A 23524-nucleotide genomic window follows, 5' to 3' on the forward strand; every position below is an offset into this window, starting at 1 on the left:
ACGGACAACCTAATTGACCTAAGGTAAAGAACCTCTAAAACAATAATTGAGTTCTTGCATTAAAAGCTAATTCAGTACTTTAATTTGTAATTCTTTAAGTATCCTCAGCAAACTATTTTTGTTGGGATAAAGAGCTAAAAATCACTAAAAACTTAATTTTTATGCTCTAAAGGAATTTCAGTAAGGTTTGAATTCAAAAATGCTTAAAATCCTTTTCGCCAATAGCTCTCAACGTTGGAGGTCCAGGTCCAGATCAATTTAAGCGCTAATCCCGCATGCGTTATAGCCTCTGATTATGACAGGCCTACCTGAAAAAGCTATTGATCCTTTTCTTTTAGATTAAAGCATGAAGATAAAATTAGTATTTTCATGTAATGTATTTTTGTTTAATAAATTTTTAACAAAGAGGACAACAGATGACACCTGATCAAGCTTTAGAAACCTTTATAGATCAATTCCTTAAGCTACATCCCAAAAGCTCCCAACCAGATTGGTTCACAACTCACACCAATCTGGCAAGGGATACAGCTAACAAGCCGAATAAATGTTGCTTTTCTATTGTGGCACTTCCCAAAAAAAACTTAAAAGAAGGCGAGTGGTATGAAGAAGTTCATGGGAGAGAAGTAGTGGCAGAATTCTTGCCAGGGACGAATGAGAAAGTTTATGTGATTAGCGAGGCTAAATCGCAAGTTTTAGTTGTCTTTAAAGCAGAGATTGATTTAGATACATCCGAAGTTAACATAATTGTTAACGAAGATCTATCTCAGATCACCCCAGATAAATTAGTTAAACTTAGATGAAATACACTGGTGAAGTTTTTCAGGTAAAATTGTTAGCTTTAAGAGGCTATTTAAAAAGTAATTCTGAACTAGGGAATAGGTCCACCTGTAAATTTTTCCGGGCTTTCTTACTCTGCATTGGTATGAAGAAACCAGAGCAGTTGCCATTGACTGATTTGGTGAAAGTCTTTCACTGTATGTTTCTTTGGTTATGGGAACGCCCTTGACGAACCCTAAGTCAAACTTCTCAATTGGTTGGATCTACATACTCCCTATCTGAATCAAATCTCCGATGTACACCAAGCTCCAATTCCAAGTTTTGGCAACAACTAAAGTCTGGTCCTCAGAATGTTCTCGAACAAGCAGGCAAATGTTACACTAAATCATCAAAAGCTTTAGACCTTTGGGATCCGCTTAAAACAATACACAGAAAAGCTTTGATACTTGAATAGCATCTTTAATTCCGATTTCTGGTCACAAATCTGGAATTAGAATCACTGATCTAATATAGTGATCTGCAAGTTCATACTCTGTGGTGCAATTTATGTCGCGTTTCTCTCAAATTTCCGACATCCCTCCCGTACGTCTTATTGAGTTTGGCAAGGAGAAATCGGAAGAGAGCACGGCCCCTGTGAAGCCAGCGGTGGTGAATCTGCGATCGCAACGCATCGAACAGTTCCTCACCCTGAAGAATTTGGCGGCCAACACCCGTCGTAATTATGAACGACATTTACTACAGTTCAGTCTGTGGGTGAACAAGGACTGGCACCAGATTACCATGAATGATTTGAAACGCTACAAGACTTATCTGGAGTCGGGTTGGCAGTTGAAGCAAGGCTCAGTGGGGGCAGTGTTGACGGCCCTTAAAAGCTTCTTTACCTGGCTCGAAAAAGCAGGATATATCGAGGACAATCCCGGTGCGGCCATCAGTATTCCGGTGACCCCGGAGACGGAGGGGAAAAACCTGGAACTATTCCAGGTGGAAGCATTGTTTGAAGCATTGGAAGGGCGAAAAACGGAGAGACGAGATCGGGCGATTCTGTGTTTGATGGTCTATGCCGGGTTGCGGGCAGAGGAAATCTCTCTGCTTAATGCAGGAGATTATAACGGGGTGGAAATCACCATTCGTCAGGCTAAGCATGGGTCCGTGGGTCGAGTGCCCGTGGATGAACAGACGGATGCAGCGCTGCGGGCTAATCTCCGAGTTCGGATGACGGACTATGAGGGGAAAATAACGGCTGAAGATCCGATGTTTGTCTCCACAAGTCATCGAAATAAGGGGCAGCGGTTGGGGTATGAGGGCATCTATAAGCTGGTCAAGGCTTTGGCCCAGGATGCTGGCTGGCCGGACATCCATCCTCACAAAGGACGGCATACCTATGCCAGTCAGTTGATTGAGAATGGCATGGATGCGTACCTGGCGATGACCTTGATGCGGCAGCGATCTGTGAAGGCGTTTGAGGTCTATTCCCAGAAAGTGCGGTATAAAACGGCCAAAGGGGTTTTCTTTGAAGGGAAAGGGGAAGTGGAACGACAACCGATGTCATTGGAGGAACTGGTGGCGTTTGGCGGTGTGCCTCATAATGATGCGATTCGGTCAGAGGCTTTAGAGCCTGATATTCTGCCCCCGATCCAAGCAGTGGATCTGCCCTCAAATGTTGTCCAAGTAGGACTTACCCTTGAGGTTTCAGGACGGAAGAAGGGCAAAGTTAGACGGGAGATCGAGGAGCGGGTGTTGAGTCCCTATCAGATGGTCAAACTGAAGCCACGGGGGAACGAGTACGAGCTGACGGTTTTGGTTGAGGAAGATGAAGACTTGTCAGCAATCCTCGCTCAGATGAAGTGGGAGATGCAGGTTCTGGGTGAGTTGGATGAATGCTCGGTGAAAGTGAAGCTAAGGCCAGAAAAAGAGTTGAATGGATTAGCTCCAGAGAATGGAGTGGCCGCCGACAAGCCGGAAGGTATAGAGCTGGAGGCTGTCATCAAAGAACCTTCGGACTGGCCTAAGATTACTGCGGCGGGGATGCCATCTGCGGTGTCTAGTGTTTATCAACTGAAAATCACGCTGATGGGCGTCCGGCCCCAAGTCTGGCGTCGCTTTCAAGTTCCTGAAATAATGACGCTGGCCCAACTTCATTTCGTGATTCAAGCCGTGATGGGCTGGGAAGGCTACCATCTGCACCAGTTCTCGGATAGCGAAGATGAGGCCATGACGTTAGCAGAGCTGATTGAGGACGATTTATTCTCATTCGGATACCTATATGACTTCGGGGATATGTGGCAACACGAAATCAAGGTGGAGAAAAGGTTAGCGAGTAAACCTGGAAAAGACTATCCCGTTTGTTTGGCTGGGAAGCGGGCCTGCCCACCGGAAGACTGTGGTGGAGACTGGGGGTATGCTCATCTGCTGAGGGTACTGAAGAACCCCCGACATTCACAGTATGAGGAAAGAATGGAATGGGTTGGGAGTGATTTTGACCCAAAAGCGTTTGATCAGGAGGAGGTGAATCAAGTTCTGAGGGAGCTTGAGGATGAGATAGTGGGGTACGACAATTAAAAAACAGTTGATGGTGGGGAATTTGACCTGGGATTTTCGAAGAAGATAGCGCTACATGTATACATTTATAATTTTAGATAAAGAGACAAGTATACTTCTAGAGGGGGAGAGGCACAATAACAGAGGCTCAACTTCTGTAGTCAGATTGAACCAAAGATACCGTAGGATTTTAGAAAATAAGTCTACATGTATACATTTATATTTATCGACAACTAGATAAGTAGACTTTTATATATCGATTATTTTATGGTGCATTTGAAATGAGGCAACAGGGACTATGACCCCGACTGTATGAGCATTGACGCATCATGTAGAATCAGCAAAATGGACAACTGATTTTTTTGTTGTAGATATGTATACATGTAGAGAAAACGACGATAGTACACTGATATTCACATCTGCACTGCCACAGGTAGACATGTATACATATCTGCCTGTATATTGACTATCGTCATCTGTATGGCCTTCAGTCACAATTGGTAAATGAGAAAAAGAACATTACCAAAGTTGAATTTACTTCGAAGCATAATCTACATGTATCTTTATCGATACTTCTAAGATTAGAAATGTATACATGTCGTCATATCTAAAAGTAGTTCAATATACACCAATCAAAACAAATGTGTATACACCTATAAAATTATTTAAGTATAAATGTATACATTTAGAGGAGCTAACATGAAGACAATATCTTTACTCTCACAAAAAGGTGGGGCAGGTAAGACGCTGTTATCAGTAAATTTGGCATCTTACGCAGCGAGCCAAGGGGAGACGGTTGCAATTATAGATATAGATGGTCAAGCCTCATCATGTGTATGGCATGACGAGAGGGAGGACACTGAGGAGTTGCCTGAAATATCAGTGATTAGCTCTCAGCCAAAGAGGTTACCGAATGTACTCAAAGCAGCTAAGAAAGGAGGGGCTACGTTCGTTGTAATTGATACGAGTCCTAATTCAGAGGGTGCAACTTTAGAGGCTGCAAAGAATTCTGATTTTGGATTAATTCCATGCCGAGCTGCACTAGCTGATATCAAAGCTATTAAGAGCACTGTTGATCTGATCAAAATAGCCAATATTCCTGCTGGGATAGTGATTAATGCTTGCAAGACCAAGGGTTTAGCATATGACGCCCAAACAGCTCTGGGAGTTTATGGCTTACCTATCGCCGATGTGGTAATTGGCGATCGCACCCCCTTTAATCATGCTTTTACCAGTGGACTGGGTATTTGTGAATATGAGCCAAAGTCAAAAGCCGCTAACGAAATAAGATTGCTTTACCAATGGATGTCATCAAAATAAATATCTACATGTATACATGTGGACTATATTTACTGTATACATAGTTAAACCATCCATATCGTGGCTAAAAACATCGGAGCATTAATCATGGCTAATTTGCAGGCAATAGAATAGCAAGCAAACCAAGATAGCATGTCTACACGTCTACGAAGATTCATTTGGGAGTCGCAAGTATTTCTACATGTCTACATATAAGAATACCTAAATGTATACATGTATAAGTGTTTAATTTTAGATACGCCGGGAAAAACTAGAGTATGCCTACTAAAAAGAAATCTCTGACAAGCTCAATGCAAGCTGCAGCAGGTAACGACACTAACTTGCCAGAAGAAACTGCCGAGCAAAAGTCCGAATCACAACCCAAGCTCTCAACAAGTAGGGCACCTGTGAGAGAGGGGACTCGTGCCATTGGAGGGCACTTTGCACCGGAAGTTCTGAAACAGCTCAAGCTGATTGCATTGGAAAATGATACGACAAACCAAAAGCTACTGGGTGAAGCGCTTAATTTACTTTTTGCGAACTATGGAAAACCGCCTATCGCATAGTCCGAATATTCACCCTATACGAGGTCAAGCCGATATACGTGTAAAAACTTGCGACTCATAGTCGGTGCAAGCTCTAATACAGGCTCTTTTCTGACTCAACATTAAAGGTCGTTACCCATTCGTCTCCTGATCTACGAGATATAGCGATGCCATGAATTTCACGAAGATCTTTTTTGTCTAAGCCGCGATCCTTAAATGATTTTTTCATTCTGTCAGGGAGCGAAGATGTTTCAAGCTTAAAAGTCGCTTTGTATCTTGAGTGTATTTCAGGCTCGGTTTTAGTTCCAAGATTTTCAGTGTCTTCAATATCAAATTTAGACACTTTTAAATGTGCTCCGCTGTAAACTAGAGATTCATCGTAGTTCTCAACGATTTCATTCTTTGATGGGCCAATTTGCTGGCTGCACCCAGTAAGGAGCAACAGAGCGATTAATGCTCGAATACAGAAAGGTAATTTCTTCATACCTCACCCACAATCAAACCTGATTAAGTTCCACATTGACATTGAGAAAGACAGCAAGCAATAAAGAAATCCCTAAATCTCAGTAGATTTTAGTAAAAATGTACTTCTCATATTGAGAAGTCAACTGATTCTCTACGGGGTATTTTGGAAGAACCCCCAAAAGTGACGATTCTGCGATGAATTGGGTTGTTGATCCGGCCTTAAAACTTATCGAGGTATAAAATCCCCAGCATGAAAACCCACGCTCGTGCAGTTTTTGCCTCTAATGATGTCTCCTAAATCGATTAATAGACAGTAGTGTCTACTAACTCGGATTTAACGATTTAATAGACAGTGTTTTTGGGGTGATTTTGGCTGTCTCCTAACTCTTGATATATTAGACAGTTGAATAATATGAAGAGACTTTAAGCCTAGTGTTTGCAACGGTTCTGCTGAACTTGATTCCCTTGCTCGAAAACGCTTGATGGATGTTTTCAGGGCAGACCTACTTCAGAATCGTCACTTTTGGGGGTTGTTCCACAAAACCCCTTCTACGGTCGTGCATCAAAAAAGAGTGGGTTTGTTAAACCTATAGGGAGTTGAGTTTTCCTATCCGCTGATGCAATGTCCTCTATGTGATCATCCAACAACCCACAAACACGGTAAAACCAGTAAAGGCAGCCAACGTTACCGTTGCCCCCACTGTCACCAAACCTTCAGTGAGACCTTTGATACCCTTTATTATCGCCGTCAGATCCCTAGTGGTCATAAGTCGGTGTAAAGATCAGCCTATCTCAAGCAGCTTCTTCAAACGATTCAAGCTTCCAGTCGGGAAGAGTTCTGGTCTTTCTCCATACTTCAAGCTCTCCATTTCGACTCAGAGCTTCCAAAGAAGCTAAGGCAGCCACCCCTAGAGCGGTCCACTTCATACCTTTGTGTTTGCATCGGGCAGCGACACTCCAATCATTAAACTTCTCGACTCGGTTACTGGCAATCCATAACCCGGCTCTGGAGCGCTTACTGTAGTTGGGTAAGTAAGGTCGTCGATTGTCCAAATAGTCGATCAAGGTATCCAATGCGTCCTCATTGCGCATTTGCCCCCGTAGAGCAGACAAACTATCGACAGCTTCTTGGATTTTTCCAGTCCGCAACTGGGTTAGTAACTTCCCTTGAATCGACAAGCGATGGGCTTTATCGTGACACGCAGAACCGAGTTCTTGTTTGCACCGCTTGGCCAGGTGATACCAGCACAGAATCATAGCCTTATTGTCGATTGGTAATGCTTCAAACCAGTTACGGATCCACTTGGCCCCATCCCCCAGCACCATCAACTGGAGGTCACCGCGATGTACTCCCAAAAGCGCTAATAAACCCCCGACCTGAAACCATAATTTGGCTGAAGTTTCCGCACTAAAGTACCAGCTTTTGAGCGACGTCATGACCACTGCAGTATAGTGCCAGATTTCCTTGCGCCCTGTTGTAGCCTGGGCTTTAACTTTGACTTCATCTGGCTGCACCATCACCCATCCGGCATCCACTTGGCGAGGTTGGTCACGCTTGATTGCCTCCACTACGGTCGGTGATCCAGCAAAGCCTACCGGGAAATCTAACTCTTCCAACTCCTCCAACTTCTCATCTGGAGCGACCTCTATAATCTCCTCCAGGTCAGGCACAATGGATAAATGAGGAGCCTTCACTTGAAAAATTGAAGCGGCGGCTGGATCTTTTTCCCAGATCTCTATTGCCCGCGCTTCCGTTTCTTTTTGAAGGGCAGCACCTTCTTGGTGGACGATTTTGAGGATGCTACTACGAGCGATTAAATCTGTCTCCCCTGCCCGCTCCTCAATGCTTTCAAGGGTTTGAGAAGTGGTTTGATTAAGAAGTCCATCACAGACTGCATCTCGTAATCCTTGGGTAAGAAAGACTTGTTGAGGTGTTTGCCATGCATCAGCAGAGGGGAGCAATGATTTGCCATTTACTGATTGTCGTAACCGGATGCGGGGTACTGCAACGGTGCCAAAAATGGTCTTGAAGGTATAGACTTTGGACCCATTCCGGTACAGTCTACCTTCTTGTTTCCGGAATCGTTGCTCAAGCACCAGTTCGAGATCGGCACGTTGGATGGATTCTCTAAACAACTCTCGCTTAATTTGCTGGCCAGCAGTCTCAATGTGAGCTTCCAGATGCTGGGGGAGATCAGCATCCTGATTGGGCATTTCGTAACGGACCTCTATGGTGGCTTTCACCGTGAGTACGCCATTATGAATCTCAACTGCTTGAGTGTCGAACTGAGTCTCGACGTTTTCACTTCCCATTACCTGTATCCTGCTGCCAGTGTAGGGTAACGCTAACACGAAGTCCCTGATTTATCGTTCGCTTGAGAGAGACCGATCTTTACACCGACTTATGACCACTAGGGAATGGTCACTTTAGCCGTTTTTCAATGGATAAACTTCTCGACTTCCTGAAACGATTGGAGCATAAGGTTACGATTGAGATCAGCCCTCATCAAACAGGTGAGCCTTATCATCAGGTTGCTTTTAGCAGCTGAAATCGCTGTGTGTTAGTTTTGCTGTTCATGATTCATTGATCCAAAGCTACGGTCATTCCCTCGTTGTCAGGCTGCTCAGATCTACGGCACATCGAGTTGTGCCACATTTGCAAGATCTTTTTTGCGTTGTTGCGCTCGCCTTTCGTAACTGGCCTGATTTTTAGTACAGATCAAGCTGTAAGGACGACCGCTACGCTCAGTCGTGCAGTTCAGATCACATCCGCTCTTACGAATTGAGCTTTTGACATGGTTGCGTGCATATTCAGCGGCCTTGAAGGTCCAGCTCTCGCGATCAGGATCAGACAAAAAGAGACTGAGTTCACTGCAATGAGCACACTCACAAGTGGGGAGCTTATCCCGCGTCCAATCCTGGGGAGGTGCTAGTGGTTCAGCAATACGCGAGCGTAGATGGATTAGACATGCTTCCCTCAGGCGTCCAACCGCCTCGATCTTCCTACTTTTTTTCTTCTTGTTTAGAACTAGAACAGCAGGGATAAGCACAGTATCCAAACCGTAGGTTTTGGAGCATGCCAAGATGTGCTCGACTGCTTGGTCAGCTAACACTGTATCAATTTTGCCTAGAGCATTTAGGAGATCGACAATGAAGTCAGACTCCACCTGCGAGAAGCGTTGCCAGGTTGGGAGTTGAGGCATTGGAGCTGGGTCACTTGGTAGAGCCGTAATGAGTGCGGTGGCAGCGGGAACGAGATTGATTGTGCGCTTAGTGTCTAATGCCATCTTGATGCTAAGCGCTAGGAGTTCGCCGCAGGCACTGAGGGAGTCCGTGCAATTTTGAGCAATAATCTGCTCAGTGAATTTGGCGATTTCTAAGGACGATAGGAGTTTCATCGCCTGAATTAGAGCCTTGTTGTCCTCCTTTCCGTAAATACCTGTAGCGGAGAGATCAGCTAGAAAGGTATGAATAGCATCTATATCCTGCAATTGAGTCAGGAGGTTTAGCATTTGGCTTGTATAGCCTAGCCGAGTGGTGTGCGCACCACTTTGTGGCCATGTCTGTAGGATGTGTTGGGTGAGTTCATGGGCTTGTTTCCAGAGGGGTGAGTCAGATTCTTCGCCGCTTTCGAGCCAAGCCTGGGTTAGGTCACCCAAGTAAGGCAGTGTAGCGGACAGTCCAGCTTGATTGAATATGGCTAGCCGTCTTGCTCTTGGCCATAGAATTAGTGCAGCCCGCTGGTAAGTTCGTTCGAACGATGCCCCTGCATTACCTGTCGCCTCCTCGAAGTCCAGTTCGTCGGGGTCTATTCCATCAAAAATATCAGGTGGACAGAGTTCTGACTCCTTGAAAGGGCTGGTTTTCAGTGTTGTGGCTTTGCCGTCAGGTCGTCGCCACTCTGTGAGGGTTGTGCTCCGATCATAGATTTCACCAATCTCAAAGTTGCTAGGATCATCATCATCGTCATACCAGTAGTTGCGGCGGCGACGCGAACCGTAATAGCCAGTATGTTCGGCACTACCACTTTCATTGATGGAAACCAGCGCTAGGTGGATGTCGCACTCAGCCTGCTTTGCCGCAGGCACAAGTACAGATGATATGGCTTCATCAGTCCCCTTTAGAGCATCGAATGCGAGTTCTGCGGGAGTATAGGCATGTTCCAAAGGGTAAATCAGCTTTTCAGGTGAGTCATTGTTTGGTAATTCCTTGTCTGAGATCCATTGGTTTAAGCGTTTCACCACACTCGTTTGTTGGGTTTCATAATTGGGGGGTTTAGGGAGTTTTCCCTTGCCTCGTCGCAGCAAATTATAAACAAGGGTCAAGCGACATCCCGAGGTAATGGGGAGTACTTCATGAATGCAATCGGCATAGAAAGCCGCATAGGATATCTCCGAGAAATCTGAACAGCTTAGGTCGAGCTGTGCTTCATTATCCTGGTGGCGTATTAACAGTTCTCCGCCCGTATAAAGGGAGGGAAGCACGATCACGAGGGTGGCGAACATTCTGGGTGCCTTCTCAGTATCGCGATGGTTCACGAAGAAACAGCCTTCGTCGTAGACCAAGAGTTTGTAAAGTTCAGCCTCCACTTTATTGGTAACTCCCAATCCCTCAGTGACATGAGCCACGATAGATTTCAGGGTTTTTGGCCAATGTCGACCTTCTATCTGAACTTGATCGGCACTGATCTGCCAAGTTCGCCGCACCTCAGTATCAACTAGGGTTTCTTCGCCACGTCCGTAGGGTGCTTGCTCAGCAACAGCGACCAGTTGTTCGGCCTGAGCGGGTAGCAGCGGCAGAGCTATCGGTCCGACTCCTTCGACCTCCATGTGTGGTGTAAAAATTTCAGTTATGCCAGAGGTATAAAAATTACCAGGCTGCTGAACTGTTTTCAGGATCTTGGGTAGTTCAGTCGTGATGGAGGACATAATTTGGCTTGCTATAAAAGTGGGCAAACCTGTTTGTGAGAAGGTTTGCCTTGCAAGAATTCTATCTTGTTTACCTGGAAGGAATAATCTTTAAATTGATGGGCATGGATGTCGTAAATTAGCTCAATGGCTTGACACCCCGAAAATTAGTGAAATTATTAATAGGATTGACTTATAGAAAATGAGGCCAATATCTACAGAGATCGCTGGCTGTCAAAATTTCGCTTATATCCTTAGCTTGTTGGTTGGAAGATGAAAATGCCTTTTGAAGATAGCTATCCCAATATTGGCCGCTGGGTTAATGAGCATGAGGGATATATAGAAATTGGATATGACCGAGAGAGTCCCCTCAACCCGATTAAGGTCAAACTTTGCTGCTTTTTGTTGGATTTTTTGCTTGCTCCATAGCGATGTCTTTGAATGCTTGGTAGGACTGAATATTGGATGTTCCTTCAATTGCTTTGACTGCTAAGTCTTGAATCTGCTTGAGAGCTGCATCTAGCTGTTTGGAAAGAATTTGGCGCTGTTCTTCCTGCTTTTCAATAGTTTGTTCAAGAGATTTAATTCTCAGTTCATATACTTGTTTGTTGCCTTCTAATTCCTTGTTTCTTAAATCTGCCTTGATGTTGGCTTCATAGTTGACCTTATCTTGACCTGCTTTTATGGCTTGTTTAATTGCTGCTTCTTTATCTTTCGGTATAGATTTGACCTGAGCTTGAAGTTCCTCAAAATCCTGTTCTTGCTGGGAAAGTTCTCTTTCTCGCTCTGCCCATTGTTTCTGTTGTGTTTGTTTGATCTCTTCTAGTTGTTGATATAAAATATTCTGGTTTTGTTCATATTCAGCTTCTTCTAAATTGCGTTGAAGGTTTAGATTGTAGTCGTACTCTTGTGCCTCTCGCTTTTGAGTCTTGCGTTGATCTTCATCTCGTTCTTTTGTAGAGTGTTGGTGGTCTTCTTTCTCCTTTTCCCAAGCTTGCTGTAAATCTTGGATTTCTAGTGACAGTGTGATTTGCCTGTTACTACGTTCTGCTTCGAATGTTTTAGAATTATTTGTATAGGTTTGAACTAAGTTGTCTAGCGTATTCTCTTGAATATCCTCAAGATCATGAAGATCTTTCAGTTGCTGTAATTCATCAGAAATAGAACTCTGTAAGCTTTGAAGATGAGCAGCTTTAGATGTGAGTTTTTCTGATAATTCATTGATGGCAGTTCCAAATCCTAATTGCAGTTTGTGCAAGGTATCAATTGCACCTGCCATTTTGTTTGTGATTATGGGTTCCTTGACCTCAGATTTTGATGATACAGCTTGAATCGATTGAGGTTTTTGCTTTAATTGTTGTAATTGTTTTTCAAGTGCTTTGTATTCAGTTAGTAAATCATCATAGGCTGATAGAATCTGAGATTTAGTGTTACGATCGCTGGGTTTATCTACCATTGTTACTATCCAAATATAGATATTGTATGAGTGCAGTATTGAAATTGAATTTAGCTACTACCAAAAGCTTTAATCGTTAGTGCCTGTGATTGTTTGAGGGTATCTTGCAGTTGAGTATGGAGAATTTCTATTTGTGCTAATTGTTGTTGGATCTGTGTTTCTAAAGATTGAATTTGAAATTCGTAACCTTGTTGTGTTGCATCCCACTCTTTTTCTATAAGTTCTGCTTTGACTTCAGCAGATCGGGTTGCAGCTAATTCAGATTCTGTCCTTGCTTGAGTGACGGCTGCCTCTAGTTCAGTTGAAAATTGCTGGACTTGCTGTTGATACTCATCAACTAGAGATAGGTTTTCTTCTAAAATTGCTTCTCGTTCGGACCATTCCTGTTCTTTTGCCTGGTTTGATTCTTGTAGTTCCTGTTCTTGATTGCGTTTTTGTTCTTCGTACTCATTGGCTGCGATGGTACGGGTTCGTTCTAAGTTGTATTGGTAATCAGCCTCTTGGCGTTGCCGTTCTTTTATAAGTAATTCGTTTTGCTCTTGCTGGGCTGTCTCATATGTTGTGTGTTCCTTTTGCCAGAGTAGACGCTGTTCAGTCATCTCTTGTCTTAATGACTCTCGCTGTTCAGTTGTCTCTTGTTCCAGGGTTCTTAAAGAGTCCTGATGCTCTTGGGTGATTAGATGTAGCGCATCTGCCACAATACGAATTTGGTGTAGTTCTTTAAGATGTTGAGTTTCAATCTCAATGGCCTGCTCTAACTCATCTAGCTTTGTTAATTCTGCTCTTAAGCGTTCTGAGAGATTAGTGACAATACCACCAAATTCAATCTGAAGGTTTGCCAGACCTTTGACAATATCGTCGCTAGTATAGGTTGATGCGGTATTAACAATAAGCTGGTTTTCGCTTTTTGCTACTTCCTCTGCTTTGGTGGCGATTTTCAGGTCAATATTTTCTCTTTCAGCCAGAATTTGCTGAAAGTCGTTAATAATTTGCTGCTTACGTTTTTCTGAGGATGCCATGATAATTCTTCCTGAACGGTATTTGACTTACCAAAGATCCCACCCTTGAATGTGGTGGGCTTTCAAGGGCGGGATAGAAAACGAGTTTGTGCTTTTAAGTGCCGTCAGTTTTTCCCTTGAGACTCAATATACATTTTGATAGTCTCAATGCTGACTTGACCCGCTGTTGAAGCAAAATATGCCCAAGTCCACATGGGATGATTTTCCCAGCTCTGGAAAGTCTTGACCCAGATATCTTGCACTCATTCCTTTTAATCTTGTGCATAATCTTTGTTCAGTTTTCAAGTAAAGGGATGTGTCCTAAACCCCTTCTTGAGCGATCACTCGCTGCCAAAATTTCACTGATACCCTTAGCTTGTTGGTTGGAAGATGAAAATGCCTTTTGAAGATAGCTATCCCAATATTGACCGCTGGGTTAATGAGCATGAGGGATATATAGAAATTGGATATGACCAAGACAGCCCTCTTACCTCATTTGTCCGGGCCATAGATATGGGTGGAATGGTATGGGAGGGGCAGAATAGCTATTCAGGGTTAGATGAGGCGTTGCAAGACTTAGATGATGGGCTGGCGAAAGCCCTAGCTGAAATCTATGGTGATTAACTATTGTCTCATTAGTTAATCATCTCTATGGTGTGTGGGATTTAGATAGGGAGGGGGTTTGGGGCTTTGTCTGGGTGGGAAGGGAAAAAGAGGTGATTAAGTTATAGGGTTAGGGGGAAATAACTTAATTGCTTTTTAGGTGGGTTATGCCGTTGCCGAAGGGGTCGAATCCAAACCATCCGAAGTTGGGTTCTTCGATTAAGGTGGAGCCGATAAGGACGAAGAAGGCGATCTCGGGGATTAAGCAGCTGTTGTCGGGGAGTCCTCGGGATCTGTGCCTGTTTACGTTGGGGATTAATACGGCCTATCGGGCGAATGAGCTGCTGTCTTTGAAGGCGGGCCAGGTGCGTTATCTGGGGGTGGGGGATGTGATTGATCTGAAGCAGTCGAAGACGGACCGGTATCGGTTGGTGACGCTCAATTCTAAGGCAGTGTCGGTGATTCAGTCGTTGTTGAGGTCTCGGGTTTTTGAGGATGAGGATTATCTGTTCTGGAGTCTGCATGGTCCGGTGTTGCAGGTGCCGACGGTGACGAATATGGTGAAGCGCTGGTGTCGGTTTGTGGGGCTAAAGGGTCACTATGGCAGTCATACGCTAAGAAAGACGTGGGGGTATTGGCAGTATAAAAGGCATACGCCGATTCCGTTGCTGATGGAAGCGTTTGGGCATAAGTCCCAGCAGCAGACGATGGCTTATCTGGGGATTCAGCCGAAGGATGTGGCACGAATCTTTGAGATGGAGTTGTAGAGCAACAAGAATACTAATAGAAATCGATAAGAATCAAAGGCCATAATTGAATTCAGTTTTGTTCTAAGATCAGCAAATACAATTCAAAAGCACTGAAGACTTGTTAGACATGAATGTATTCGTAAAGAATGGTAGTATGCAGTGCTTGATTTGCAGAGTTTTTCTCAATAATTTTAAACAGGCTTTCGTTATTGTGATGTGGAATTAAAAGCTCAGTGATTGAATAAAATACTTATACTTTTAAATGATTTCCAATGAATTAAGACTTTCGATCAAAAGATTAGCCTCCTATAAGGTAAAAAATAAGGAAATAAGTGAAATTACTGGTGTTAGTGTAAGAACAATTTCTCGAATTAAGAAAGAAGAAGTTGACTATATAGTAGATGAAGAAGTATGTAAAAATAAAAATTTGGGAAGGCCAAGTCAAGTTGCAAAATATGAAAAATATATTTTGCAATGGATAAAATATTCTCAACAAGTTGAAGGTAGATATTTAAAGGGTAAAGAAATCCTGGAAAAACTTAGGCTAAAAGGATATTTAGGAGGGAAAACAGCAGCATATGATCTTATAAAGAAAGTTAGATTATTAATTCCTCCATCTTCTGTAAAAGAAGAGGAACGAAATGAGGAAGAATGGATGCATATGCTAATTCAAGGAAAAATAGAAAATTTAGAGATTAAAAAGAATCTTTTAGATGTATTCAATTCTAAAGAGATTGAATTATTAATTGACAATCTTTTAAATAGACCATTACGTCATCGAAATAGAGCAGTAACAATTATTGCATTTATGAGTGATATAAATAGGAAAGTAATATCAGAATATTTGTTTTTAGGATTAGATACCATAAATAAATATATAAAAATATATAAAACTGATGGAATTGAAAAGCTATTTGATTTTTCATATTCAAATATAAAAAAATCCGATAACAAAAAATATATAGATAAAGTGTTTGAAATAATTCATTCCCCTCCAGCGATTCATGGAATAAATAGGACAAGCTGGAGACAAAGTGATGTATATCAAATCATGAAAAAGAAGGGATTTAAAGTATCTAAAGATAACATCAGAAAAATCATTAAAAATGCTGGATACTCTTACAGAAATGCTAAAAAAGTTCTTACTAGTTCAGATCCAGCATATAAAGAGAAGCTCAAGGCTATTCAAGATATATTGTCAAATTTAAGATCTAATGAAAAATTCTTTTCCATTGATGAATTTGGCCCCTTTTCAGTAAAAATATACGGAGGTAAGGTATTGACACCTCCAGGTCAATTAAGAACTGTTCCACAATGGCAAAAGAGTAAAGGAAGTTTGATTGCTACTGCTGCACTTGAGTTATCGACTAATCAAGTTTCTCATTTTTATTCTGAAAAGAAGAATACTAAAGAAATGATAAGACTTATAGGATTGTTATTGGAAGAATATAAAAATGAAAATTGTATATATATTTCATGGGATGCTGCATCATGGCATGCATCTCAAGAGTTATATAAGTATGTAGAAGAAGTCAATAAAAAAGACTACAGAAATACTAATAAAACACCAATAGTAAAACTTGCACCACTTCCATCTGGCGCACAGTTTTTAAATGTTATTGAATCTGTATTTAGTGGGATGTCTAAGGCGATTTTGCACAATAGCAACTATGAATCTATTGAGCATTGTAAGAAAGCTATTGATCGATACTTCGATGAAAGGAATCAGCATTTTAAGGAAAACCCTAAACGTGCAGGCAAGAAGATATGGGGAAATGAGATCGTAAAACCAGTATTTAGTGAGAGTAATAACTGTAAAGATCCTCGATGGAGATAGTAAAAAGTTTGTATGAATAGTTTAAAAAGAATGAAGTACAATAATGCATACAATGCTTACAAATTAATCTGTTATTGTATTATGAAATGAGCTATTCAAAAAGCTGATTCACAGTTTTAAGATGAGTACTTTTGTCGCTTTAGATTTTGAAACGGCGGATCGTGGCCGAGATAGTGCATGTGCGCTTGGATTAGTGCGAGTTGAGGACAATAAAATTATTAAGAGATACTATTCTCTTATTCGCCCACCAAGGGAGTTTTTCGAATTTACCTATATTCATGGTATTCGTTGGAGTGATGTTGCTTTAGAGAAAAACTTTGGTCAGATATGGCCTTCTATTGAATGTATATTTAGTAATATAGATTTCATTGCTGCTCACAACGCTTCTTTTGACAAAGGAGTTTTATATGCATGTTGTGATTCTCATCAGATTTCTAAGCCGAAAAATAAATTTATTTGCACAGTAAAACTATCTCGTAAACTCTGGGATATTTATCCAACAAAGCTACCTAATGTTTGTGAGTATCTAAATATTAAATTGGATCATCACTATGCGCTATCTGATGCTGAAGCTTGCGCTCAAATTGTCATTGCTTCTGAGCAGATTTAGTGATGGGTTATTGAGTGTGTAAACTATTTTGATGCTTTTTAAATTCTAATTAGCCTGATTTTAGTTTAAGCCTAAGTATATATTATTGTGTAGACTAAGACTTGATTATTGACTAATTATTGATTGTTTTTGTAAGAAATCAATCAGGGAATTAAATATTTATAACTGAAATTTTTTAAAAGATTTTTGTACCTATGCTTCTATGTTTGAGGTTATAAGTTTTTGAGGTGCTAGTTGGTAGCCAAGAGCATGCAAGATAGCATTAACGCTTTCGAATTTGGGGTTACCTTGTTCTGAGAGAGCTTTTTGCAGCCCCTTTCTTGTCATTCCGGCTGCAATAGCAGTTGCTGTGATACCTTGTGCGCGGGCTATAGTGCGTAGAGAAGCGAGAAGCGCGCCAATATTATCATCTTTGGCATATTCCTCGAAAATGATAGATATGTACTCTTCGATTTCCTCAGGATGTTGCCGAAAGTAGTCTTCCTCGATCTGATCAAGCGTTCTGAGTTGACGCATTGCTTAAATAGTCTCTCCAATAAGTCTTTGCTGTTTCAATATCTTGGTTTTGGGTGCTCTTATCTCCACCGCAAAGGATGATCACAATTGTGCTTCCGTCCTCACCGAAATAAACTCTGTATCCTGGACCGAAAAAGAGCCGTAACTCATAGACACCATCTCCTAAGGGTTTGCAGTCACCAAAGTTTCCCTGCTCAAGGCGGCGAAGACGGGCAAAAATGCGCTTTTGTCCCACTGTATCTCGTAACTTTGTGAGCCATAGAGTAAACGGCTCATTACCATCAGCATTTGCATAGATAAGAACTTGTTTAGATTGGTCTGTTGGTGCCAAGACAGGATTCTCTAACTCAGGTGTATCATATGCGTACTATAGTACGCAATTAAGCTTTGGAAAATCCTAGTGATGGTGATGTTAAGCGAGAAGAGGTCATTAAGAAATTGGTATTATATATAGCTAAAATCTAGAACCTTTGTATAGAAAGGGTTTTACGGTGAATACATGTGTTCACCGTGGCCTGCTATCAGCTCAATAGTGAGAAAAAGTGCCTATCATTTACTGTTCCGTTCTGCTCCACTTCGTTTCGCAGGGAACAGTAAATGATAGGCGTTAAATTTAGAATTCTACCTTCGACCAATCTGATAGAGGAGGCTCTTGCTTCTTATCGTTAGCAATCTTTTGAGAGTTTTTAGAACACTCTGCTGACTCAAGCTGCATCAACTTCTTGAACAAATGCTGATTCTGCTTTTTGAGTTGGACTATTTCTGCATCAAGGGCTTCCATAGCAATCAGTTGGGCTTGCATCTCCCTGATTTTGTTGTGTAATTGCTGGTTCTTGTGGCTCCAAACCTGATTATCCTGGAGTGATTGATTCAGCTTGAGCTTTAACTCTTCAGTCTCCTGAGTGAGCTGCTGATTTTCTGCTGCTAGTGCCTCTGGAGCAGCTTGATACGCAAGACCATAGGCAACCTCAATCCGTTTTAGGAGCACTGTATTCTCCTGGTTGGTCTGTTGGACTTGCTGGCGTAGGGTGCGGATCATGGCATCTTTAGATGAGTCAGAAGCTTTAATTGGTGGGGAATCTGAAGAGGTTTGCTGTTCTCTTAAATGCAGGATACGTTCCTTGAGATCTGGTTGTTTGTATAGCCAGGAGCGGCTTACCCCTGCAGCCTTAGCAACAGACTCAAAATTGATCGGTAACTGCTGTCGTGACAGTTGCTTAATCGCTCGCTCAACCTTGGCAAAAGCATCAAGTCGTTTTTGCTGATTTGTTTGCTGTAACCCTTTGGTATTGCGGTTCATGCATCCCCCTCCAAAGCTTGAATGATGGTGCGTAAATTCTCAGCGATCTGTTGATTCATTTCGGCCTGGCGGGTCCATCCATTGGTATGGGCCTTGGCAATAAACTGTTCAGCCTGTTCGAGATGGGTGCGATGTTGTTCGAGGAAAGCCGCAGTGGTGCGGAAATGGGCACAAGTCAGGCAAGCATTGGCATGGGGGCAAGCTTGCGCAGGTGCAGGCAAAGCACAGGAGCCATTGGGGAGAGCTTGGGCCAAAATGTTGTGTTTGAGCCACTGCAAATCGACACCATCGAGCTGAGGACAATTGGGTTCAACGATCCTTCCTATGACATCAACCGTATTGCGATAGAACTTCGCAAATTCCTGTTTGAGCGTCTGATCATGGAGATGGGCATACACCCCAGTCATATCAGGAGACTTATGGCCCAAGTATTTTTGGACAATATGTTGGGGGACACCCTGATTAATTTGAGCCGTACCCACGGTATGCCGGAATTGATGGGTCTGAAAATGCCAGCGTTTACCGGCAGCATTGCAGATATTTTTTTCACGAGCGAGAGTATTGAGGGCTTTAGCCAAAATCATTCCTAAAGGGGGCTTGGCAACGGGTCGGAAAAAGCCATCAATCAGGCGACATTTTTTAGAACGAGGGGCTGCTTGATTGGAACAAAACAGATAGTGATATTGGGTCCCCAGGTGTTCTCTGATAAAGCCTTGTTGAGTCAGAATGACGGTTGCTAGAGCATTAGAAATGGGTTTGTGCTGTTCTTCATGCATTTTGAAGTTGTTGTATTGCAACCACCAATCCCCCTGACTGTCTTGCTCCAAGCAATCGAAGGGGAGCAGACACAGTTCAGAAATGCGTAGGCCTGTTTCCAACAGCATTTGAATCATGCTTCGGTAGTTGAGGGGCAGAAACTTCAGATTCTGCTTGAGTTGAGTCAGAACTTCTGGGGGAATGTAGCGAGGCAGAGTTTTTTTTGCTGAGGAAAGTCTTGTTGATAGATCAACGCTGGGGTGGCCAGGGATAACCACTGATTCTGAGCACTCAGTTGCAGAAAAGATTTGAGGCCACCAATAGCCATAGCCCTACTGCCATTGGCCAACTTTCGACGACTCAAGAACCCGAGATATTCAACAACCAAGGCGCGATCAATATCTTCAGGCTGTAGTTGTGGATGGTATTGATTGAGAAAGCGAGCGAAGCTCTTGAGGGAAGTGAGACGAGCCAAAGCAGACCCTGGCCTTAGTGTGGCTAAGCTGTAACGGATATATTGCTTAGCCGCCCGTCGTAGCCACAAGGGTTCAATCGTACTGAAGTTAAAAGAGCGCCCTCCAGTGGTTTGAAGCGGAGGAATCCCCAGATTTTCGAATGCCCAAATATCCTTGTCATATTCAGCATCAAAGTTAGTTTGTGTAGTGATTTTATCTGGAATCATTTTGCTTGCTCCTGTTGCTCTAAGTACTGCTGATAGGCTTTTTTAAGGTCAGCATCATCCAAGTGAATGTAGGTGTTAGCTGTGGTTTGTATACTGGTATGGCCTAATCGTTTCTGAACGAGGGACAGATCCCAGCCATTGCGAATAAGTTCAGTGGCGTGAGTGTGACGAAATAGATGGGCATAGACATGGATACCTGTCTTCTTTCTCAGTCGCCGCATTAGATCCACAGCCGTTGAGTAGGTCATGGGTTGACCGATGCGCCCCTTCCAAATGTTGATAAACACATAGTCCGAATCGACCTCAGGGTACTCTGTGCTCAAATACTGGGCATAGAGTTGCATCAACTGCTTAGAGACATGGATGGTGTAAGACTGGAGAGTCTTAGCCCGAACCCCATTGGTGTTATCGCGACGAGGGACAATCACAATTTCGTTATCCCAAGAACGGATATCCGTGTGGCGTAGCCCTAAAGCTTGGCCGATCCGCATCCCTGTTTCATAGAGCAGAGCAATGAGGAACTGATCTCGCCCACATTGGCAGCTAGCAACCAGCTGCTTGATCTGATCTGGTGTCAATATTCTCGGCAAGTAGTTGGGGTCCTTGAGCTTGAGCAATCTTCGCTTCACTAGCTTGTCTTGCTTGAGATGATGCAAGAAGGGTTTGTACTGCTGATCTGGTTGAAATTGGAGTCGATGGAGTTTGAGATTATCTATTCTGGCGACTCGTTCTTGGTACTCGTAGAACCCACAGACCGCTGATAGGATTGTGTTGATAGTTCGCTCGGAACGTCTAGCCGACTGCTGTTGTAAGGGAATGACCTTGATGTGAGGCCATCGGAGCCACCGAATAAAATCAGCCAGATGCTCTAAGGTCAGACGTTGCCAATCTAACTGCACTTGCTGCAGGAACTCCCAAAACAACTTGAGATGAGTGGCGTAGTTGTGAATGGTATTAGGGGAGTATTCCAGATTCTGCAGATAGTGCAGATAGGACTGAATGGGCCGAATAGGTAAATGATCTTGATCCAGGACGATCCAAGTGAGGGAATCGCCCGGTAATCGAATGCGTTGAACCTTCATAGAGAGAGTCCGCTAACTACTCTCTGTACGGTAAAGACAGATGCTTATAGATGTGTCTTTACCGTATGAAAACGGCCTATTTTGCCAACGGCGTAGACAGTGAAGACAGTCAAAATCCGACTACATATAATTGGTAAAAGTTAATCATTGAGCGAGTACCATCTAGGTCATTTGTATAGACGTAAGTGGGGTGTGAGTAGTATTCGAACAGGAATGTACGCTAAGCACCTAAATTTTCTGTACCAATTAAACCTCTCCGGCAGAAGGGGGCTGAAACCCTTGATATTCCGTTCCCTTTTTCTGTACCAATTAACCTAAAGTCTAAATGGTACAGTTTCTAGAGTAAAAAATACGGCCTCTGAAATCTACTCTATATAAAGCTTTCAGCCTTAGCGTACGTTCCTGTTCCATTGCTACTCAAGGGCCGTTCACCACTATCAAAAAGTTGAGTCCAATAATTCTCCCAGTTCGTTTGATAGGTGCTGGTCATAGTTTTCCCTAGGAAGAATATCTACATCACTAGTTGGGTGATTCAGCTTGCTTAAGTCGTTGATTATTGCTATTTGAATCTCTGTCTGATGGACCCACTTTGCTACCTAAAGGTATATTGGCCTTCATGGGATATTAAGCTTTACTCTGACCAGGTTATCGGGTCTTGTAACTACCTTTAATTTACCACGGTAGATAAATGTAGCAGAGTTACTTTATCACCTCGAACTGAAGTCACAGAGCTATGCAAGCTTCCGTATTCTTTCCTGTGTTAAAATTTCAAACTGATTGTGAACAGCAATCATGTCAGGGCAACCTATGTCACCACAGATTGCCCTTTTCCATAATCTGAAACTATCAAAATACCCCATTCCCTGTTTGATGCAATTGAGTCTGAGCAAACTTAAGTGAAAAGGCTCCAAACTCTTTCACCAGCTTTGTCACTATTCAACTTGACCGGGGTATCCTCGCTTATAGAAGTGATGAGTACAGATAACTTCTTTGGCTTCATCAACACATCAGCAAAATAGATCTCGACAGCTTATCGTTACCGAAGCTGTCTTTTTTTATCTGAAGCTACCGTGACGTACTCCAGGCAACCCTAGATTTCGCCAACTAGCAATCAGTGACATCATCCGGTAGGTCTGCCCAGAAAAACTCGAAGGCTTTTGTACATTGGTATTGCAAAACAGAAGCTCGACCCGGACGTAAGCTAGGACATGCGACAATATTGTTATCCTCTGATGATCCGACCGTAGCCATAGATATTGCCCACAAACTTGAGGCCCGGTGATATGAGAGCTAAGTTTCAAAGAACTCTATGAGCAGTCAGGCTGCCCGACTCTATATTTTGTTATCGATTGCTGCAGCCCTGATCACAATGGGTTTGAAGTTTGGAGCCTATCAGCTCACTTACTCCGTCGGGTTGTTTTCGGATGTGGCTGAGTCTAGCGTAAACCTAATTGCAGCGTTGGCTGCATTTGGGGCTTTAACTGTCGCAGCACAACCTCCAGATAAAGAACATACCTTTGGCCATTCAAAGGCCGAATATTTTTCCAGTGGTCTAGAAGGACTCCTGATTTTAGTGGCAGCTATCAGCATTGCGATTACTGCTATTCCTCGATTAATGGATCCTCAGCCTATTGTGGAGTTAGAGCTGGGACTAGGCTTATCAATCATTGCGTCACTGGTCAATGCTGGAGTGGCTTGGATTTTGCTGCGAGCAGGAAAACGGCTGCGCTCTATTACCCTCCGTGCTGATGCCCAGCACCTGTTAACAGATGTATGGACTTCTGTGGGCGTTGTTGCAGGTTTGATAATTGTTAAACTCACGGGTTGGTTGATTCTCGATCCCATCATGGCTTTGCTGGTTGCAGTTCATATTGTTTGGGTAGCCATTAAGCTCATTCGGGAAACCATCGCAGGACTTATGGATAGTGCTCTGCCAGAGTCTGATCAAGCCGTTATTCGAGCCACCTTAACGGCCTACCAAGCCCAGGGAATTGTGTTTCATGCCCTCCGCACCCGAGTAGCTGGGGCTCGCAATTTTGTCTCCTTTCATGTTCTGGTGCCGGGAAATTGGACAGTCCAAAAGGGTCATGATTTATGCGATACCTTGGAGCAATCGATTATGACTGCTTTACCCGGTACTCATGTGATGACGCACTTAGAGCCGATAGAAGATCCGGTGTCATGGGAAGATGCTGAACTAGATCGGTCTCACCATCCCTAAGTCAAATTCAAGATTGGTGGGTCCACTCTTCAGACCCTCGACCTGGCACCCTAAGTCTATACTTCAATCTAGGCAACATAAATCTTTGTGGCAATACCTCCAGTTAAAAAGAAATAACCCTGGCTAGGAGTAGCCAGGGTGTGAAAGAGTAGTGGAGATGGGGCGATAAACTCATTCTGTTAG

At 43.0% G+C, this 23524-nt stretch carries 22 protein-coding genes and 2 pseudogenes; 12 read left to right on the top strand and 12 right to left on the bottom strand.

What is annotated here, in order from left to right; all coding sequences use genetic code 11:
* The first annotated feature begins 416 nt into the window (after window positions 1–416).
* The 4 genes from ON05_RS32575 (at window position 417) to ON05_RS32590 (ending at window position 5180) form a co-directional block, all read left to right on the top strand.
* On the top strand, window positions 417–800 hold the full coding sequence (locus ON05_RS32575) for a hypothetical protein (protein ID WP_010476118.1): 384 nt from the start codon (window positions 417–419) through the stop codon (window positions 798–800).
* 523 nt (window positions 801–1323) lie between these two features.
* Window positions 1324–3336 carry an IS1096 element passenger TnpR family protein gene (locus ON05_RS32580; RefSeq protein ID WP_010476119.1) on the top strand — a complete coding sequence of 671 codons (2013 nt, stop codon included), beginning with the start codon at window positions 1324–1326 and terminating at the stop codon, window positions 3334–3336.
* A 678-nt stretch (window positions 3337–4014) separates the two neighbouring features.
* The gene (locus tag ON05_RS32585; RefSeq protein WP_010476120.1) at window positions 4015–4635 is read left to right on the top strand and encodes an AAA family ATPase; all 621 of its coding nucleotides are present in this window, start codon (window positions 4015–4017) and stop codon (window positions 4633–4635) included.
* 257 nt (window positions 4636–4892) lie between these two features.
* Window positions 4893–5180, top strand: a complete 288-nt coding sequence (locus tag ON05_RS32590; RefSeq protein ID WP_201767972.1) for a ribbon-helix-helix domain-containing protein — start codon at window positions 4893–4895, stop codon at window positions 5178–5180.
* Window positions 5181–5253: 73 nt separating this feature from the next.
* Here ON05_RS32590 and ON05_RS32595 read toward each other — a convergent pair whose 3' ends face one another.
* The gene (locus ON05_RS32595) at window positions 5254–5643 is read right to left on the bottom strand and encodes a hypothetical protein (protein WP_010476122.1); all 390 of its coding nucleotides are present in this window, start codon (window positions 5641–5643) and stop codon (window positions 5254–5256) included.
* 598 nt (window positions 5644–6241) lie between these two features.
* Between ON05_RS32595 and ON05_RS32600 the strand changes: the two are divergent.
* Window positions 6242–6379 (top strand): annotated as a pseudogene (locus tag ON05_RS32600) (IS1 family transposase); the annotation flags it as partial.
* A 37-nt stretch (window positions 6380–6416) separates the two neighbouring features.
* Here ON05_RS32600 and ON05_RS32605 read toward each other — a convergent pair.
* Window positions 6417–7937, bottom strand: a complete 1521-nt coding sequence (locus ON05_RS32605) for a hypothetical protein (protein WP_010476123.1) — start codon at window positions 7935–7937, stop codon at window positions 6417–6419.
* 110 nt (window positions 7938–8047) lie between these two features.
* On the opposite strand from ON05_RS32605, the pseudogene ON05_RS32610 reads away from it, so the two are divergent.
* Window positions 8048–8173, top strand: a pseudogene (locus ON05_RS32610) (XRE family transcriptional regulator); the annotation flags it as partial.
* An 81-nt stretch (window positions 8174–8254) separates the two neighbouring features.
* Here ON05_RS32610 and ON05_RS32615 read toward each other — a convergent pair.
* From ON05_RS32615 to ON05_RS32630, 4 genes are all read right to left on the bottom strand, one after another.
* Window positions 8255–10552, bottom strand: coding sequence for a 2OG-Fe(II) oxygenase (locus ON05_RS32615; RefSeq protein WP_010476124.1), 2298 nt, complete (start codon window positions 10550–10552; stop codon window positions 8255–8257).
* Window positions 10553–10916: 364 nt separating this feature from the next.
* On the bottom strand, window positions 10917–11987 hold the full coding sequence (locus ON05_RS32620; RefSeq protein WP_010476125.1) for a hypothetical protein: 1071 nt from the start codon (window positions 11985–11987) through the stop codon (window positions 10917–10919).
* 50 nt (window positions 11988–12037) lie between these two features.
* Entirely contained in the window at window positions 12038–13006 is a 969-nt protein-coding gene (locus ON05_RS32625; protein WP_010476127.1) for a hypothetical protein, read from the bottom strand.
* 104 nt (window positions 13007–13110) lie between these two features.
* Window positions 13111–13248, bottom strand: coding sequence for a transposase (locus tag ON05_RS32630; RefSeq protein WP_010476129.1), 138 nt, complete (start codon window positions 13246–13248; stop codon window positions 13111–13113).
* 133 nt (window positions 13249–13381) lie between these two features.
* Here ON05_RS32630 and ON05_RS32635 point away from each other — a divergent pair, with 133 nt between their 5' ends.
* From ON05_RS32635 to ON05_RS32650, 4 genes are all read left to right on the top strand, one after another.
* Window positions 13382–13609, top strand: coding sequence for a hypothetical protein (locus tag ON05_RS32635; protein WP_010476130.1), 228 nt, complete (start codon window positions 13382–13384; stop codon window positions 13607–13609).
* A 146-nt stretch (window positions 13610–13755) separates the two neighbouring features.
* Window positions 13756–14355 carry a tyrosine-type recombinase/integrase gene (locus ON05_RS32640; protein ID WP_010476132.1) on the top strand — a complete coding sequence of 200 codons (600 nt, stop codon included), beginning with the start codon at window positions 13756–13758 and terminating at the stop codon, window positions 14353–14355.
* Between the two features lie 244 nt (window positions 14356–14599).
* The gene (locus tag ON05_RS32645) at window positions 14600–16174 is read left to right on the top strand and encodes an IS630 family transposase (RefSeq protein WP_010476134.1); all 1575 of its coding nucleotides are present in this window, start codon (window positions 14600–14602) and stop codon (window positions 16172–16174) included.
* A gap of 121 nt (window positions 16175–16295) precedes the next feature.
* Window positions 16296–16784 carry a 3'-5' exonuclease gene (locus ON05_RS32650; RefSeq protein WP_010476136.1) on the top strand — a complete coding sequence of 163 codons (489 nt, stop codon included), beginning with the start codon at window positions 16296–16298 and terminating at the stop codon, window positions 16782–16784.
* A gap of 192 nt (window positions 16785–16976) precedes the next feature.
* Here ON05_RS32650 and ON05_RS32655 read toward each other — a convergent pair whose 3' ends face one another.
* The 6 genes from ON05_RS32655 to ON05_RS32680 all read right to left on the bottom strand — a co-directional run bounded on the left by ON05_RS32655 (window position 16977) and on the right by ON05_RS32680 (window position 21120).
* Window positions 16977–17300, bottom strand: a complete 324-nt coding sequence (locus ON05_RS32655; RefSeq protein ID WP_010476138.1) for an addiction module antidote protein — start codon at window positions 17298–17300, stop codon at window positions 16977–16979.
* A complete protein-coding gene (locus tag ON05_RS32660; protein ID WP_010476140.1) occupies window positions 17278–17631 on the bottom strand; it encodes a type II toxin-antitoxin system RelE/ParE family toxin in 354 nt (117 codons plus the stop codon). The genes ON05_RS32655 and ON05_RS32660 overlap by 23 nt, the downstream gene beginning before the upstream one ends.
* A gap of 282 nt (window positions 17632–17913) precedes the next feature.
* Complete coding sequence (locus tag ON05_RS32665) at window positions 17914–18600, bottom strand: DUF6262 family protein (RefSeq protein ID WP_010476141.1); 687 nt, start codon at window positions 18598–18600, stop codon at window positions 17914–17916.
* On the bottom strand, window positions 18597–19634 hold the full coding sequence (locus tag ON05_RS32670; protein WP_071826368.1) for a tyrosine-type recombinase/integrase: 1038 nt from the start codon (window positions 19632–19634) through the stop codon (window positions 18597–18599). Before ON05_RS32670 ends, ON05_RS32665 begins: the two co-directional genes overlap by 4 nt.
* Window positions 19541–20038 carry a phage integrase SAM-like domain-containing protein gene (locus ON05_RS32675; protein WP_010476143.1) on the bottom strand — a complete coding sequence of 166 codons (498 nt, stop codon included), beginning with the start codon at window positions 20036–20038 and terminating at the stop codon, window positions 19541–19543. Before ON05_RS32675 ends, ON05_RS32670 begins: the two co-directional genes overlap by 94 nt.
* Window positions 20035–21120 (bottom strand): tyrosine-type recombinase/integrase, encoded by a 1086-nt coding sequence (locus tag ON05_RS32680; RefSeq protein ID WP_010476144.1) that lies wholly within the window; start codon window positions 21118–21120, stop codon window positions 20035–20037. The genes ON05_RS32675 and ON05_RS32680 overlap by 4 nt, the downstream gene beginning before the upstream one ends.
* A 1114-nt stretch (window positions 21121–22234) precedes the next feature.
* Here ON05_RS32680 and ON05_RS32685 point away from each other — a divergent pair.
* A complete protein-coding gene (locus tag ON05_RS32685) occupies window positions 22235–22402 on the top strand; it encodes a hypothetical protein (RefSeq protein ID WP_201767973.1) in 168 nt (55 codons plus the stop codon).
* A gap of 27 nt (window positions 22403–22429) precedes the next feature.
* Window positions 22430–23341 (top strand): cation diffusion facilitator family transporter, encoded by a 912-nt coding sequence (locus tag ON05_RS32690; protein WP_010476145.1) that lies wholly within the window; start codon window positions 22430–22432, stop codon window positions 23339–23341.
* Window positions 23342–23524 lie beyond the last annotated feature (183 nt).

It is taken from the genome of Acaryochloris sp. CCMEE 5410 (assembly GCF_000238775.2).
Lineage (GTDB): Bacteria > Cyanobacteriota > Cyanobacteriia > Thermosynechococcales > Thermosynechococcaceae > Acaryochloris.